Consider the following 14,098-nt stretch of genomic DNA (forward strand, 5'->3'; position numbering starts at 1 on the left):
GGACACCCCGGCGGCAGGGCCTTCCCTGCGGAGAGCCCGCGGCGCCTGCGCCGCGGGCTCTCCCGTTCGGTACAGTTGATCCCCGGGCACCGCGCCGGTGCCCGTCCCCGCCCGCGCGGACGGTCCCGCCGCCCGGCACCCTCGACCCGACCAGCAAGGAGCGCGCCGCCCCATGACCGGTGGAGAAATCGCAGGACTGCTCGCCGCGGGGGTGTTCGCCGTGCTGGTGCTCCTGCTCGCGGTGCCGATCCTCAAGCTCGGCAAGGTCTTCGACGAGCTGCGGCTGACGATCCGCTCGCTCAACAACGAGACCGTCCCCCTCATCGACGAGGTCACCCGCACCGTCTCGACCACCAACTCGCAGCTCGAGAAGGTGGACGGCATCACGACCAACGTCTCCGACGCCTCCGCGAACGTCTCCGCGCTGTCCTCCCTGGTGGCCTCCACCGTGGGCCAGCCGCTGATCAAGGTCGCGGCGTTCTCCCACGGCGTGCGCCGGGCGTTCACGGGCGACACCGCCGCGGAGGGCTCCCACCGGGCCGACCGCTTCGGGACCGCCGACGAGCAGGGCCCCGGCACCCCGGGGGAGGACCGTTCATGAGCTTCTGGGGCCGGCTCGCCCTCGTGGCCGCCGGCGGCGTTCTCGGCGCCGCCGCCACCCGGTTCGCCCGCTCACCCGGCCAGGACCTCTCCGTGCCGGGCGCCCCCGGCGCCGCACGCACCCCCCGGGCCGGGGACTGGCGCTCCCGGCTCTACCGCTTCGCCGCCACCGTGCGCGCGGGCATGGACGAGCGCGAGGCCGAGCTGCGCGAGTCCTTCGGCGTCGCCACGCCCCGGCCGCCGGCCCCCCGCCTGGCTGCCCGTGACGCCGTCCCGCCGGTGCTCGACGGCACCGCCGCCCCCCGCGCGGACGGGACCGCGGCGGACCCCACCGACCCCTCGACCGACCGCGAAGGAAAGCACCGGTAATGCTGTCTCAGGAAATCACCAAGCGCTGGCTGGACTACTTCGAAGGCCAGGGCCACACCGTGGTGCCCTCCGCCTCCCTGATCTCCTCCCAGCCCGGTGCCATGTTCACGATCGCGGGCATGGTCCCGTTCATCCCGTACTTCCTCGGCCAGGAGACCGCCCCCTACCGGCGCGCCGCGTCCATCCAGAAGTGCATCCGCACCCTCGACATCGACGAGGTGGGCAAGACCGCCCGGCACGGCACGTTCTTCCAGATGGCCGGCAACTTCTCCTTCGGCGACTACTTCAAGGAGCGCGCCATCCCCATGGCGTGGGAGCTGCTCACCGGCCCGCTCGACAAGGGCGGCTTCGGGCTCGACCCCGAGCGGCTGTGGGTGACCGTCTACGAGGGCGACGAGGAGTCCTACACGCTCTGGAAGGACACGGTCGGCGTGCCCGCCGAGCGGATCCAGCGCATGGGACGGGACGAGAACTACTGGGACACCGGCCAGCCCGGCCCCGCGGGCCCCGACTCCGAGATCTTCTACGACCGCGGCCCCCGGTACGGCCAAGACGGCGGACCGGCGGTCGACGACGACCGCTACATCGAGATCTGGAACCTCGTCTTCATGCAGTACCAGCGCGGTGAGGGCTCGGGCAAGGACTACGAGATCCTGGGCGACCTGCCGGAGCAGAACATCGACACCGGCCTGGGCGTCGAGCGTCTGGCCATGCTGCTGCAGGGCGTCGAGAACTTCTACGAGACCGACCAGGTCCGCCCCGTCCTCGACGAGGCGGCCGAGCTCTCCGGGAGGCGCTACCACGGCTCCGAGAAGCCGGGGGAGGAGGGCTACGACGACGACGTGCGGATGCGCGTGGTCGCCGACCACGTCCGCTCCTCGCTGATGCTCATCGCGGACGGCGTGAGCCCGTCCAACGAGGGCCGCGGGTACATCCTGCGCCGCCTGCTGCGCCGCGCGATCCGTGCGATGCGCCTGATGGGTGTCACCGAGCCGTGCCTGCCCGTGCTGCTGCCCGCGTCCCGGGACGCCATGCGCGGCGTCTACCCCTACGTGGCCGAGGACTTCGAGCGGATCTCCCGGATCGCCTACGCCGAGGAGCGGGCGTTCCTGAAGACCATCGAGTCCGGGACCACCCGGCTCAACGAGGCCGTGGCCGGCGCCAGGCGGCAGGGTCAGGCGGTCTCCGGCGCGGAGGCCTTCGCCCTGCACGACACCTACGGCTTCCCCATCGACCTCACCCTCGAGATGGCCGCCGAGGCCGGGGTCGCCGTCGACGAGACGGCGTTCCGCGGTCTCATGGAGGAGCAGCGCCACCGCGCGCAGCAGGACGCCCGCGCCAAGAAGGGCGCCCACGCCGATCTCTCGGTGTTCCGCCGGCTCGTCGACGAGGGCGGCTCGGTGTTCACCGGCTACACCCGGCTGGGCCACGAGACCGTGCTGCGCGCCCTGCTGCAGGACGGCGTGACCGTCCCCGCCGCGCCCGCGGGGGCGCACGTCGAGGTCGTCCTCGACGAGACGCCGTTCTACGCGGAGGCCGGCGGCCAGGCCGCCGACCGGGGCACCATCAGCGGCGACGGCTTCGTGCTCGAGGTCACCGACGTCCAGCAGCCCGTGAAGGGGCTGTCCGTGCACCAGGCGGTGGTGCGCGAGGGCGAGGCCCTCTCCGGGGCCACGGTGCTCGCCCAGGTGGACGTCGCCCGGCGGCGGGCCGCCGAGGCCGCCCACACCGGCACCCACATCGTCCACGCGGCCCTGCACGACATCCTCGGCCCCGAGGCCGTCCAGCGCGGCTCCTTCAACAAGGAGGGCTACCTGCGCTTCGACTTCGCGTGGGGCGAGGGGCTCGCGGAGGCCCAGCGCCAGGAGATCGAGGAGGTCTCCAACGCGGCGATCCACGCCAACCACGAGGTCGTGACGCAGGAGATGGCCCTCGACGAGGCCAAGGCCATGGGCGCCATGTCCCTGTTCGGCGAGAAGTACGGGGACCGGGTGCGCGTGGTCGAGCTGAACGGCCCGTGGTCGCGGGAGCTGTGCGGCGGCACGCACGTGGGCGGCACCGCCCAGATCGGCTCGCTCACCCTGCTCACCGAGCAGTCCGTGGGCTCGGGCAACCGCCGCGTGGAGGCGCTCGTGGGCCTGGACTCGTTCCGGCACCTCGCCGCCGAGCGGACCCTCGTGCACCAGCTCACCGGCATGCTCAAGGTGCAGTCCTCCGCGGAGCTCCCCGAGCGCCTGGCGGGCACCCTCGAGAAGCTGAAGTCGGCCGAGAAGGAGCTCGCGGTCCTGCGCCGGGAGAAGCTCCAGGCGCAGGCCGGCTCCCTGCTCGACGGGGTGCGCCAGGTCGGCGCGGTCAAAGTCCTGACCCACGACATGGGCGAGGTCTCCGGGGCCGACGACGTCCGCTCGCTCGCCCTCGACCTGCGCGGCCGGATGACGGCCGAGCCGTTCGTCGTCGCCGTCACGGGCACGGCCAAGGGCCGTCCCCTGGTCCTCGTGGCCACCACCGAGGGCGCCCGCGAGGCCGGGGTGCAGGCCGGCCGGCTCGTGCGCACCGCGGCCAAGGTCCTCGGCGGCGGCGGCGGCGGCAAGGACGACATCGCCCAGGGCGGCGGGCAGGACCCCGCGCAGACCGGGGCCGCCCTGGACGCCGTGCTGGCCGACATCGCCCGGGCGACGGGCGGCGCCGCCGCGTGAGCGACGCCTACGCCCGAGGACGGCGGATGGGGGTCGACGTCGGCCTCGTCCGCGTCGGGGTCGCCCTGTGCGACCCCGACGGCATCCTCGCCACGCCGCTCACCACGCTGCGGCGCGACCCCCGGAAGGGCTTCGACGTGAAGCTGCTGGCCGGGCTGGTCCAGGAGCACAACGTCGTCGCCGTCTACGTCGGCCTGCCCCGCAGCCTCGACGGCGGGGAGAACGCCTCGACCGCGATGGCGAGGGACTACGCGGAGGCCCTCGTGCGGCGGCTGCGCGTGAAGGGCCGCGACGTGCCGGTGCGGCTGGTCGACGAGCGCCTCAGCACGGTGGACGCCCACCGGGCGCTGCTGGAGGCCGGGGTCTCCCGCCGCGACCACATGGACAAGGTCGACCAGGTGGCCGCGACCACCATCCTGCAGAGCGCCCTGGACCGGGCCGAGGCGACCGGCGCGGAGCCCGGCGCGCCGGTGGACCCGCCGGTTCCCGCCGCCCCGGTCCCCGCCGTCCCGCATAATGGGAGTGACCACGACGGGCAGGGTCCCGCCGTGGCGCACCGCGGGGAGTCGTCCGCCGGAGCCGGGAACGCGGCCGAGGACACCGCCGAGGACACCGCCGGAGCGCCCGACCGGGCGCGGACGGCACCGTTGACGACCACCGATCCGGACGGAGAGCATTCGTGAGCGACGACCCGTACGACCAGTCGGCGCCCCGCCGAGCCGAGGCGCCCCGCGAGTCGTCCGGCGGCGGTCTGGGCAGCCTGCTGGACTCCCCGTCGTCGCGGGAGCCCTCCACGGGCCTGCGCGGCGTCTTCGAGCACGAGGAGCTCACCCCCGAGCAGGTCCAGCGGCGCCGGCGCCGCGGCCGGGTGTCCCTGACCACGGCCATCGCCCTGTTCCTGCTCGCCGCGCTGATCACCGTGTCCGTGCTCGCCTCCACCTTCGGGTGGTTCGAGATCCGCGACTACCGCGGCGACGGCAAGGACCCCGTGACCTTCTCCGTGGCCGAGGGCGCCACCACCGGTCAGGTCGCCGTCGCCCTCGAGGCGCAGGGGATCGTGGCGGACGCCGAGACATTCATCGAGACGTACCAGGAGGACCACGCCGAGCAGTTCATCCAGCCGGGCGAGTACGAGCTGCGCACGGAGATGAGCTCGGAGGCCGCCGTGGGCGCCCTCATGGAGGAGGACGAGGCCAGCCACTACGCGGCGGTCAACCGGACCCTGCGCATGTCCGACGTGTTCGGGGTCCTCAGCGAGTCCACCGGCATCCCCGTCTCCGAGTTCGAGGCCTATCGGGAGGACACGGCGACATTCGGCATCCCGGACCGCTTCCCGACCCTCGAGGGCTGGCTGCACCCGGGCGAGTACCGGTTCCCGCTGGACGCCACCGCGGAGCAGATCCTGCGGACCATGGTGGACAGCACCCGGGCGACCCTCGACGAGAACGGCATCACCGACGAGGACGAGATCTTCGAAGTGCTCACCATCGGCTCGATCATCGAGTTCGAGGTCCAGCCCGAGCACTACGACGTGGTGGCCGGCGCGATCGAGAACCGCCTCAAGAACCCCGAGGGCGAGACCTCCGGGTTCATCCAGTCCGACGCGTCCGTGACCTACGGCCTCGACCGCAAGAGCTACGACTTCTCGGAGGAGGAGCGCCGCGACGAGTCCAACCGGTACAACACGTTCGCCAACCCGGGACTGCCGGTGGGCCCGATCGGCTCCCCGGGCGACGCCGCCATCGTGGCGGCCGCCGACCCGCAGGACAACGACTACTACTTCTGGGTGACCGTGGACCTCGAGACGGGCGAGACGAAGTTCGCCGAGACCTACGCCGAGCACCTGGGGTACGTGGAGGAGTACAACCAGTGGTGCAGCGAGAACGAGGGCCGGTGCGGGTGAGCCCTGCCCGTGCCGCCGTGGTGGGCCACCCCATCGGCCACTCGAGGTCCCCGGACCTGCACCGCGCCGCGTACGCGGTGCTGGGCGAGGACGTGCACTACGACGCCCACGACCTGGTCGAGGAGCAGCTCCCGCCGTTCGTCGACGCCCGCCGCGGCGACCCCGCCTGGCGCGGGCTGTCGGTGACGATGCCCCTCAAGTCGGTCGCCGCCGCCTGCGCCGACGAGCTGACGGCCCTCGGGGACGCGGTCGGCGCGGTCAACACCCTGCTCTTCCGCCCGGACGGGACGGTGCTGGGCCACAACACCGACGTCACCGGCATCGTGGGCGCCGTGCTCGCGGCCGGCGCGGTGCCGGACGTGCCCCGGGCCGCCGTGCTCGGCGGGGGCGGCACGGCCACGGCCGCCGTCGCCGCCGCGCAGCGGCTCGGAGCCGCCTCCGTGGACGTCTTCGTGCGCTCCGCCCCCCGCGCCGGGCGCGCCGTCGAGGCGGGGCGCCGGCTCGGGATCCCCGTGCGCCTGCGGGCGTGGGACGAGGCGCCGGGCCTCCTGGCCGGATACGACGTGGTCGTCTCGACCCTCCCGCCGCACGGTGCCGACGAGCTGGCGGCGCAGCTGGAGGCCGGCGCCCCGGCGACCGCGGGCGTCCTCCTGGACGCCGCCTACGACCCGTGGCCGTCGGCGATCGCCGGGGCCTGGTCCCGGGCCGGGGGAGCGGTGGCCCCCGGACTCGATATGCTGATCTTCCAGGCGGTGGACCAGATCCGCCTGTTCACCGGCCGCGACCCGGGCACGACCCTGCCCCGCGAGCAGGACGTGGTCGCAGCGATGTGCACGGCCGTGGGGCGGCCCATCCTCGCCGCCCCGTCCCTGCCCCGCACCTGAGACCTGTCGGCGGCCGCGCCCTCCGGGGCCCTGCCGCCGCGACCCCGAACGGAAAGAGTTGTTATGTTGCGTTGGCTCACGGCCGGCGAGTCACACGGCGAGGCGCTCGTCGGGATCATCGAGGGCGTCCCGGCGGGGGTGAGCCTGACCAGCCAGGACGTCCGCGACGCCCTGGCCCGCCGCCGGCTCGGCTACGGGCGCGGCGCGCGGATGAAGTTCGAGCAGGACCAGGTGCGCCTGCTCGGCGGCGTCCGCCACGGCGTGACCCAGGGCGGGCCGGTGGCGATCGAGATCGCCAACACCGAGTGGCCCAAGTGGCGCGAGGTGATGTCCGCCGACCCCGTGGACCCGGAGGTGCTCGCGGGCCGCGCCCGCAACGCCCCCCTGACGCGCCCCCGCCCCGGCCACGCCGATCTCACCGGCATGCAGAAGTACGGCTTCGACGAGGCCCGGCCCGTGCTCGAGCGGGCCAGCGCCCGGGAGACCGCCACGCGCGTGGCCCTCGGGGCCGTCGCCGCGAAGATCCTCGAGGCCGTGGGCGTGCACCTCGTCTCCCACACGACCGCCGTGGGCGCCGTCAGCGCCCCGGTGGACGCCCCGCGGCCACTGCCCTCCGACGTCCCCGGCCTCGACGCCGACCCCCTGCGCTGCTTCGACCCCGCCACGGCGGAGACCATGGTGGCGGCGGTGGACGCCGCCCACAAGGACGGGGAGACCCTCGGCGGCGTCGTCGAGGTCCTCGCCTACGGGCTGCCGCCGGGGCTCGGCTCCTACGTGCACTGGGACCGCCGGCTGGACTCCCGCCTGGCCGGGGCCCTGATGGGCATCCAGGCCATCAAGGGCGTCGAGGTCGGGGACGGCTTCCTGACCGCCGGCCGGCCCGGCTCGGAGGCCCACGACGAGATCTCCCGCGGCGCCGACGGCGTCGTGCGCCGCGTGAGCAACCGGGCCGGCGGTATCGAGGGCGGCATGTCCATCGGGGACGTCCTGCGGGTGCGCGCGGCCATGAAGCCGATCGCCACCGTGCCGAAGGCCCTGCGCACCGTCGACGTCGCCACCGGCGAGGCCGCCCGCGCCCACCACCAGCGCTCGGACGTCTGCGCCGTGCCCGCCGCCGGTGTGGTCGCCGAGGCGATGGTGGCCCTCGTGCTGGCCGACGCCGTGACGGAGAAGTTCGGCGGGGACTCGATCGCCGAGACCGCCCGCAACAAGGACGCCTACCTCGCCTCGATCCCGGAGTCCCTGCACTCCGCCGGCGAGCTCGGGGCGTTCGAGGACGACGTCGCCGCGGCGCGTGACGACCACATGGGCGACCCCCTCGTGGCGCCCGCCGAGAGCGGGGAGGGCCAGGCGTGAACGCGCAGTTCCCCGCCCCGGCCGACGCCGCCGCGGCCCCGCAGCGTCCCGTGGTGCTGATCGGGCCCATGGCCGCCGGCAAGTCCTTCCTGGCCCTGCACATGTCCAAGTTCTACGGCTACGACTTCGTGGACGCCGACCAGGTCATCGTCTCCCGCTACGGGGTGATCTCGAAGATCTTCGCGGAGCACGGCGAGAAGTACTTCCGCGACCTCGAGGCGGACACCGTCGCCGAGATCCTCCGGGACCCCGACCACGCCAACGCGATCTTCTCCGTGGGCGGCGGCGCCCCCATGACCCCGTCCACCCGGGAGCTGCTGCGCCACGAGCTCGTCGCCTACCTCGAGGTGGACACCGAGACCGTGCTGCCCCGGATCAGCGGCAACCGGACCCGGCCCATGCTCCAGCCGGACCCGGAGCGGCGCTGGCAGGAGCTCTACGACTCCCGGCGCGCCTGCTACGAGGAGCTCGCCGACATCACCCTCGACGGCCGGGGCAACCGGCCCGTCGCCGAGATCGGCGCCGACCTCGAGGCGGAGCTCACCCGCCTGCGCTCCCAGCGGAGCGCCGGCGGCACCACCGACAGCACCCAGGAGGTCCAGGCATGAGCGAGTCCGCTCCCCGCACCGTCACGACCATTCCCGTCACCGGGGACCGCCCGGCCGAGAACTACGACGTCCTCGTGGGCCACGGGCTGCTCGGGGAGGTCCCGCGCGTGCTCGGCGACCGGGTCCAGCGCGTGCTCGTCATCCACCCGCGGGCGCTGCGCAGCACCGGCGACGTCGTCATGGAGGAGCTGCGCGGCCAGGGCTACCAGGCGTTCACCGCCGAGATCCCGGACGCCGAGGAGGGCAAGCACGTCCAGGTGGCGTCCTTCTGCTGGCAGGTCCTCGGGCAGAACGACTTCACCCGCTCCGACGCGGTCGTCTCCGTGGGCGGGGGAGCGGTCTCCGACCTCGCGGGTTTCGTGGCCGCCACCTGGCTGCGCGGCGTGCGCGTGGTGCACGTGCCCACCACCCTGCTCGGCATGGTCGACGCCGCCGTGGGCGGCAAGACCGGGATCAACACGGCCGAGGGCAAGAACCTCGTCGGCGCCTTCCACCCGCCCGCGGCCGTCCTGTGCGACCTCGACACGCTGCGGACGCTGCCCGAGAACGAGCTGCTCACCGGCATGGCGGAGGTCGTCAAGTGCGGCTTCATCGCCGACGAGCGGATCCTCGAGCTCATCGAGGCCCACCCGGGGGCGGTACGCGACTCGCAGTCCGAGGTGGTGCGCGAGCTCGTGGAGCGCAGCATCCGGGTCAAGGCCGAGATCGTCTCCGGCGACCTGCGCGAGGCCGGCCGCCGTGAGGTCCTCAACTACGGGCACACCCTCGGCCACGCGATCGAGCACAACGAGCGCTACCAGTGGCGCCACGGCGCCGCGGTCTCCGTGGGGATGGTCTTCGCCGCGGAGCTCGCCCGCACCGCCGGGAACCTGGCCGACGACGTCGTCGAGCGCCACCGCAGCGTCCTCGCCTCCCTCGGGCTGCCGACCACGTACCGGTGGGACCAGTGGCCGCGGCTGCTGGAGGTCATGAAGCGGGACAAGAAGACCCGCGGGAACCTGCTGCGCTTCATCGTCCTCGACGCCGTCGGCCGGCCCCGCGTGCTCGAGGTCCCCGACCCCGCGATCCTCTTCGCCACCTACCAGGAGATCGCCGAGGGCGCGCCCAGCTAGACTGGTCCGCGGCCCGGGACGACACCCCCCGACCGCGCCGACCTGCCGACTTCGCAGACAACCAGAGAGAGAACCTGTGGCTACCACCAACGACATCAAGAACGGCACCGTCCTGAAGCTGGAGGGCAACCTCTGGAACGTCATCGAGTTCCAGCACGTCAAGCCGGGCAAGGGCGGGGCGTTCGTGCGCACCAAGATGCGCAACATCACCTCCGGGAAGGTCGTCGACAAGACCTTCAACGCCGGCGCCAAGATCGAGACCGCCACGGTGGACCGCAGCGAGTACCAGTACCTGTACCAGGACGGCGCCGACTACGTCTTCATGGACAACAAGACCTACGACCAGATCACCGTCCCCGGCGAGGTCGTGGGCGACGCCGCCAACTTCATGCTCGAGAACCTCAACGCGACCATCGCGCTGCACGACGGCGCCCCGCTCTACATCGAGCTGCCCGCGTCCGTGGTCCTCGAGATCACCTACACCGAGCCGGGCCTGCAGGGCGACCGCTCCACCGGCGGCACCAAGCCCGCCACCGTGGAGACCGGCTACCAGATCCAGGTGCCGCTCTTCCTCGAGCAGGGCACCAAGGTCAAGGTCGACACCCGCACGGGTGACTACCTGGGCCGCGTCAACGAGTGAGCGCCCGGGGCAAGGCGCGCCGGCGCGCCGTGGAGATCCTCTTCGAGGCCGAGCAGCGCTCCGAGGACGCCCGCGAGGTCATGGAGCGGCGCCGGGTGCACAGCGACTCGCTCGTCTCCCCGTACGCCGAGGAGCTCGTGCTCGGGGTCACGATGCGCCGCGGTGAGCTCGACGAGTACCTCGAGACGTACTCCCAGGGCTGGACCCTCGAGCGGATGCCGGCGGTGGACCGCAACGTGCTGCGCGTGGGTGCCTGGGAGCTGCTGTTCAACGACGACGTCCCGGACGGGGTCGCCGTGGCCGAGGCCGTGAACCTCGCCAAAGAGCTCGCGGGGGACGACTCCCCGCGCTTCGTCAACGGCCTGCTGGGCCGGCTGCAGCAGATGAAGCCGACCCTGCTGGGCTGAGCCGCCCGCCCGGCGCGCTACGATCTCCGGGACCAGACCCGTCCGTTCCCGGGAGGTCCGCATGACAGCTCCCGCACTGCGCCTGCAGGGCGTCTCGAAGCACTACGGGTCCGTGCGCGCCGTCGACCGCGTCAGCCTCGAGGTGCGCCCGGGGGAGCTCTACGCGCTGCTGGGGCTCAACGGCGCCGGGAAGACCACGGTCATGCGGACGGTCCTCGGCATGGTCCGGCCCTCGGCCGGCGCCGTCACAATCCTCGGCCGCGGGCCCGGCGACCGGTCGGTCCGGGCGGAGGTCGGCTACCTCGTGGAGGCCGCCTCCGCCTATCCGGAGCTGACCGTGCGCGAGAACCTGGAGGTCGCCCGCCGGCTGCGCCGGCTGCGGTCGCCGACCGCCGTGCAGGACGCCGTGGAGGTCTTCGGGCTGCGCGAGCACGCCGACCGCCGCGCCCGCGTCCTGTCCCAGGGCAACCTGCAGCGCCTGGCGCTGGCCCGTGCCATGCTGCACCGCCCGTCCCTGCTGGTCCTGGACGAACCGGTCAACGGCCTGGACCCGGCCGGCGTCGTCGAGGTCCGCACCCTGCTCGAGCGACTCGCCCGCGAGCACGGCACCGCCGTGCTCCTCTCCAGCCACATCCTCGGCGAGGTCGCCCGCGTCGCCACCCGGATCGGCGTCCTGCACCGGGGCGGACTGCTCGACGAGTTCGCCACCGCCGCCCTGCCCGGACGGGTCCGCCGCCATCTGGAGCTCAGCACCCGCGACGACGCCCGGGCGGTGCGGGTCCTGGCCGCGGCCGGCTTCGCCGCGCGCCGCGGACCCCGCACGGTCCTGCTCGAGGACCTCCGGGCCACGGACCGGCCCGACGACGTGTCCGCCGCCCTCGTCCACGGCGGCGTGCCGCCCACCGGTCTCGCGGTGGTCCGCGAGGACCTCGAGGCCTACTTCCTGCGCCTGGTCGGCGCGCGGCCACCGCAGGAGCGCCCCGGTGCCCGGTGACCTGGTGGCCGCCGTCCGGGCGGAGGCGCTGAAGCTGCGCCGCTCCCGCGTGCCGTGGGCCACCGCCGGGGCCATCGCCCTCGCCGGTGCGGTCGGGGCGTTCTTCATGTTCGTGCTGCAGGACGTCGACCGGGCCCGGACACTGGGACTGCTCGGCGCCAAGGCCCAGCTCACCGGCGGCACCGCGGACTGGCCGGGGTACTTCTCCCTCACCGCGCAGACCGTCGCGGTGGGCGGGCTGATCATCTTCGGCACCGCCGCGATCTGGCTCTTCGGCCGGGAGTTCTCCGACCGGACCGCGACCGACCTGCTGGCCCTGCCCACCTCCCGCACCGCCGTGGTCCTGGCCAAGCTGCTGCTGCTGCTCGTCTGGTGCGCCGCGCTCACCGTGCTCCTCGTCGCGCTCGTGCTCGTCCTGGGCGCGGCGCTCGGGCTGCCCGGGTGGTCGGCCGGCGCCGCCCTGCGCGGCGCGGGCGGCGTCCTCGGCACCGGGCTGCTCACGGCGGGCCTGGCCGCGTCCTACGGGCTGGCCGCGAGCGTGGGCCGCGGCTACCTGCCCGCCGTGGCGGTCCTGTTCCTCACCGTCCTCGTGGCCCAGGTGCTCGCCGCCGTCGGGCACGGCGCCTGGTTCCCCTGGGCCGTGCCCGCCCTGCTCGCCGGGACCGCCGGCCCGGACGCCCAGGAGGCCGGACGGGCCGGGATCCCGGGCGTCGTGCTCGTCGCCCTCGGCTCGGCCGCGGCCACCGCCGCCTGGTGGGAGCGGGCCGACCACAGCGCCTGACCCGGCCGGGGTCGCCGGTCGAGACGGAGGTCACTTCCGACCCGGGGCGGGAGGGCCGCTGTGCTAGTTTGGGGCGAGCAAGCAACCTTTAAGTCCGTCCTGTGAGGCGGGGAAGGAGGCGGCACCCATGACTGACGACACCACCACGGCCGGTCCCTCGACGGGACCCGCGGCCGCGCGCGTCATCCTCTCGGCAGCCGACATCGACCGCGCGCTGACGCGCATCGCCCACGAGATCCTCGAGGCCAACAAGGGCAGCTCGGACCTCGTCCTGCTCGGCATCCCGCGCCGCGGCTATCCGCTGGCCCAGCGGATAGCCGCCAAGATCGCCGCGACCGACTCCGGCTTCGACGCCGCCGCGAGCCTCGGCCAGCTCGACGTCACCATGTTCCGCGACGACCTGCGCAAGAACCCCGCCCGCGCCCCGCAGCCGACCCGCATCCCCGTGCAGGGCATCGACGGGCGCACCGTGGTCCTCGTCGACGACGTGCTGTACTCGGGGCGCACCGTGCGCGCCGCCCTCGACGCCCTCGTGGACGTCGGTCGCCCCCGCGTGGTCCGCCTCGCCGTCCTCGTCGACCGCGGCCACCGGGAGCTGCCCATCCGCGCCGACCACGTGGGCAAGAACCTGCCCACGTCCTCCCAGGAGAAGGTCCGGGTCCGCCTGGCCGAGACCGACCCCGAGCCGCGCGCGGAAGAGAACGCCGACTGCGTGGTCATCGAGACCACCGCGCCCGGAGCCGGCGCATGAGGCACCTGCTGTCCACGAAGGACCTCTCCTACGACGCCGCCCTGACGGTCCTGGACACCGCGGACCAGATGGCCGCCGTGGGCCAGCGATCCGTCAAGAAGCTCCCCGCCCTGCGGGGCCGCACCGTGGTCAACCTCTTCTTCGAGGACTCGACCCGCACCCGCATCTCCTTCGAGACGGCCGCCAAGCGCCTGTCCGCGGACGTCCTGAACTTCTCCGCCAAGGGCTCCTCGGTCTCCAAGGGCGAGTCCCTCAAGGACACCGCACAGACCCTCGCCGCGATGAGCGCCGACGCCGTGGTGATCCGGCACTCGGCCTCCGGCTCCCCGCAGCAGCTCGCCGAGTCCGACTGGATCGACGCCGCCGTGGTCAACGCCGGCGACGGCACCCACGAGCACCCCACCCAGGCCCTGCTCGACGCCATGACCCTGCGCCAGCACCGCGCCCGCACCGAGGGCCGGGAGAGCACCCGCGGGCTCGACCTCGAGGGCCTGCACGTGGTGATCGTCGGCGACGTCCTGCACTCCCGGGTGGCCCGCTCCGACCTGTGGCTGTTCACCACCCTGGGCGCCCGGGTCACGTTCGTGGCCCCGCCCACACTGCTGCCCGTCGGCATCGCGGACTGGCCGTGCCGGGTGGTCTTCTCCCTCGACGAGGCGCTCGACCCCGCCCCGGACGCCGTGATGATGCTGCGCGTGCAGCGGGAGCGGATGCACGCCGCGTTCTTCCCGACCGCCCAGGAGTACGCCCGGGAGTGGGGGCTGACCCCGGAGCGGGTCGCCGCCCTCGACGCCGCCGGGGCGAGCACCGCGATCATGCACCCGGGACCCATGAACCGCGGCCTGGAGATCTCCTCGGCCGCCGCGGACTCCCCGCGCTCCACGGTCCTGGACCAGGTGCGCAACGGCGTCTCCGTGCGGATGTCGGTGCTCTACCTGCTGCTGTCCGGCGACGACCTCGACCCCACCTCCACCCCGCATCCCCAGGAGCGCTGAAC

The 14,098-nt window shown here is 73.7% G+C and carries 15 protein-coding genes; all 15 read left to right on the forward strand.

What is annotated here, in order from left to right; translation table 11 throughout:
• Window positions 1-172: 172 nt before the first annotated feature.
• The 15 genes from ACFYE3_RS04280 to ACFYE3_RS04350 all read left to right on the forward strand — a co-directional run bounded on the left by ACFYE3_RS04280 (window position 173) and on the right by ACFYE3_RS04350 (window position 14,096).
• Window positions 173-601 (forward strand): DUF948 domain-containing protein, encoded by a 429-nt coding sequence (locus ACFYE3_RS04280; RefSeq protein WP_387606353.1) that lies wholly within the window; start codon window positions 173-175, stop codon window positions 599-601.
• Entirely contained in the window at window positions 598-969 is a 372-nt protein-coding gene (locus ACFYE3_RS04285) for a hypothetical protein (RefSeq protein WP_387606356.1), read from the forward strand. The genes ACFYE3_RS04280 and ACFYE3_RS04285 overlap by 4 nt, the downstream gene beginning before the upstream one ends.
• The gene (gene alaS / locus ACFYE3_RS04290) at window positions 969-3,665 is read left to right on the forward strand and encodes an alanine--tRNA ligase (RefSeq protein WP_387606359.1); all 2,697 of its coding nucleotides are present in this window, start codon (window positions 969-971) and stop codon (window positions 3,663-3,665) included. The genes ACFYE3_RS04285 and alaS overlap by 1 nt, the downstream gene beginning before the upstream one ends.
• Before the next feature lie 26 nt (window positions 3,666-3,691).
• Complete coding sequence (gene ruvX, locus ACFYE3_RS04295) at window positions 3,692-4,348, forward strand: Holliday junction resolvase RuvX (RefSeq protein WP_387606361.1); 657 nt, start codon at window positions 3,692-3,694, stop codon at window positions 4,346-4,348.
• Window positions 4,345-5,568, forward strand: a complete 1,224-nt coding sequence (locus tag ACFYE3_RS04300; RefSeq protein WP_387606363.1) for an endolytic transglycosylase MltG — start codon at window positions 4,345-4,347, stop codon at window positions 5,566-5,568. The genes ruvX and ACFYE3_RS04300 overlap by 4 nt, the downstream gene beginning before the upstream one ends.
• On the forward strand, window positions 5,559-6,452 hold the full coding sequence (locus ACFYE3_RS04305; RefSeq protein ID WP_387606991.1) for a shikimate dehydrogenase: 894 nt from the start codon (window positions 5,559-5,561) through the stop codon (window positions 6,450-6,452). The genes ACFYE3_RS04300 and ACFYE3_RS04305 overlap by 10 nt, the downstream gene beginning before the upstream one ends.
• Before the next feature lie 63 nt (window positions 6,453-6,515).
• Window positions 6,516-7,808, forward strand: a complete 1,293-nt coding sequence (gene aroC / locus ACFYE3_RS04310) for a chorismate synthase (protein WP_387606365.1) — start codon at window positions 6,516-6,518, stop codon at window positions 7,806-7,808.
• Window positions 7,805-8,416, forward strand: coding sequence for a shikimate kinase (locus ACFYE3_RS04315; RefSeq protein ID WP_387606367.1), 612 nt, complete (start codon window positions 7,805-7,807; stop codon window positions 8,414-8,416). The genes aroC and ACFYE3_RS04315 overlap by 4 nt, the downstream gene beginning before the upstream one ends.
• Window positions 8,413-9,528 carry a 3-dehydroquinate synthase gene (aroB, locus tag ACFYE3_RS04320; protein ID WP_387606369.1) on the forward strand — a complete coding sequence of 372 codons (1,116 nt, stop codon included), beginning with the start codon at window positions 8,413-8,415 and terminating at the stop codon, window positions 9,526-9,528. The genes ACFYE3_RS04315 and aroB overlap by 4 nt, the downstream gene beginning before the upstream one ends.
• A gap of 76 nt (window positions 9,529-9,604) precedes the next feature.
• Window positions 9,605-10,168 (forward strand): elongation factor P, encoded by a 564-nt coding sequence (gene efp / locus ACFYE3_RS04325; RefSeq protein WP_368820119.1) that lies wholly within the window; start codon window positions 9,605-9,607, stop codon window positions 10,166-10,168.
• A complete protein-coding gene (gene nusB, locus ACFYE3_RS04330) occupies window positions 10,165-10,575 on the forward strand; it encodes a transcription antitermination factor NusB (protein ID WP_368820120.1) in 411 nt (136 codons plus the stop codon). The genes efp and nusB overlap by 4 nt, the downstream gene beginning before the upstream one ends.
• Window positions 10,576-10,636: 61 nt before the next feature.
• Entirely contained in the window at window positions 10,637-11,569 is a 933-nt protein-coding gene (locus ACFYE3_RS04335) for an ABC transporter ATP-binding protein (RefSeq protein WP_387606372.1), read from the forward strand.
• Window positions 11,559-12,350 carry an ABC transporter permease gene (locus ACFYE3_RS04340; RefSeq protein ID WP_387606375.1) on the forward strand — a complete coding sequence of 264 codons (792 nt, stop codon included), beginning with the start codon at window positions 11,559-11,561 and terminating at the stop codon, window positions 12,348-12,350. Before ACFYE3_RS04335 ends, ACFYE3_RS04340 begins: the two co-directional genes overlap by 11 nt.
• A 127-nt stretch (window positions 12,351-12,477) precedes the next feature.
• Window positions 12,478-13,101 (forward strand): bifunctional pyr operon transcriptional regulator/uracil phosphoribosyltransferase PyrR, encoded by a 624-nt coding sequence (gene pyrR / locus ACFYE3_RS04345; protein ID WP_387606378.1) that lies wholly within the window; start codon window positions 12,478-12,480, stop codon window positions 13,099-13,101.
• On the forward strand, window positions 13,098-14,096 hold the full coding sequence (locus ACFYE3_RS04350; protein WP_387606381.1) for an aspartate carbamoyltransferase catalytic subunit: 999 nt from the start codon (window positions 13,098-13,100) through the stop codon (window positions 14,094-14,096). The genes pyrR and ACFYE3_RS04350 overlap by 4 nt, the downstream gene beginning before the upstream one ends.
• Window positions 14,097-14,098 lie beyond the last annotated feature (2 nt).

It is taken from the genome of Kocuria arenosa (assembly GCF_042879215.1).
In the GTDB taxonomy this organism is placed as follows: Bacteria; Actinomycetota; Actinomycetes; order Actinomycetales; family Micrococcaceae; genus Kocuria; species Kocuria arenosa.

Excerpts from the sequence above, each read along its gene's own strand:
- alaS (WP_387606359.1), top strand. The coding sequence starts at position 969 with ATGCTGTCTCAGGAAATCACCAAGCGCTGGCTGGACTACTTCGAAGGC.
- ACFYE3_RS04285 (WP_387606356.1), top strand. The coding sequence starts at position 598 with ATGAGCTTCTGGGGCCGGCTCGCCCTCGTGGCCGCCGGCGGCGTTCTC.
- aroB (WP_387606369.1), top strand. The coding sequence starts at position 8,413 with ATGAGCGAGTCCGCTCCCCGCACCGTCACGACCATTCCCGTCACCGGG.
- pyrR (WP_387606378.1), top strand. The coding sequence starts at position 12,478 with ATGACTGACGACACCACCACGGCCGGTCCCTCGACGGGACCCGCGGCC.
- ACFYE3_RS04335 (WP_387606372.1), top strand. The coding sequence starts at position 10,637 with ATGACAGCTCCCGCACTGCGCCTGCAGGGCGTCTCGAAGCACTACGGG.
- ACFYE3_RS04280 (WP_387606353.1), top strand. The coding sequence starts at position 173 with ATGACCGGTGGAGAAATCGCAGGACTGCTCGCCGCGGGGGTGTTCGCC.
- aroC (WP_387606365.1), top strand. The coding sequence starts at position 6,516 with ATGTTGCGTTGGCTCACGGCCGGCGAGTCACACGGCGAGGCGCTCGTC.
- ruvX (WP_387606361.1), top strand. The coding sequence starts at position 3,692 with ATGGGGGTCGACGTCGGCCTCGTCCGCGTCGGGGTCGCCCTGTGCGAC.
- ACFYE3_RS04350 (WP_387606381.1), top strand. The coding sequence starts at position 13,098 with ATGAGGCACCTGCTGTCCACGAAGGACCTCTCCTACGACGCCGCCCTG.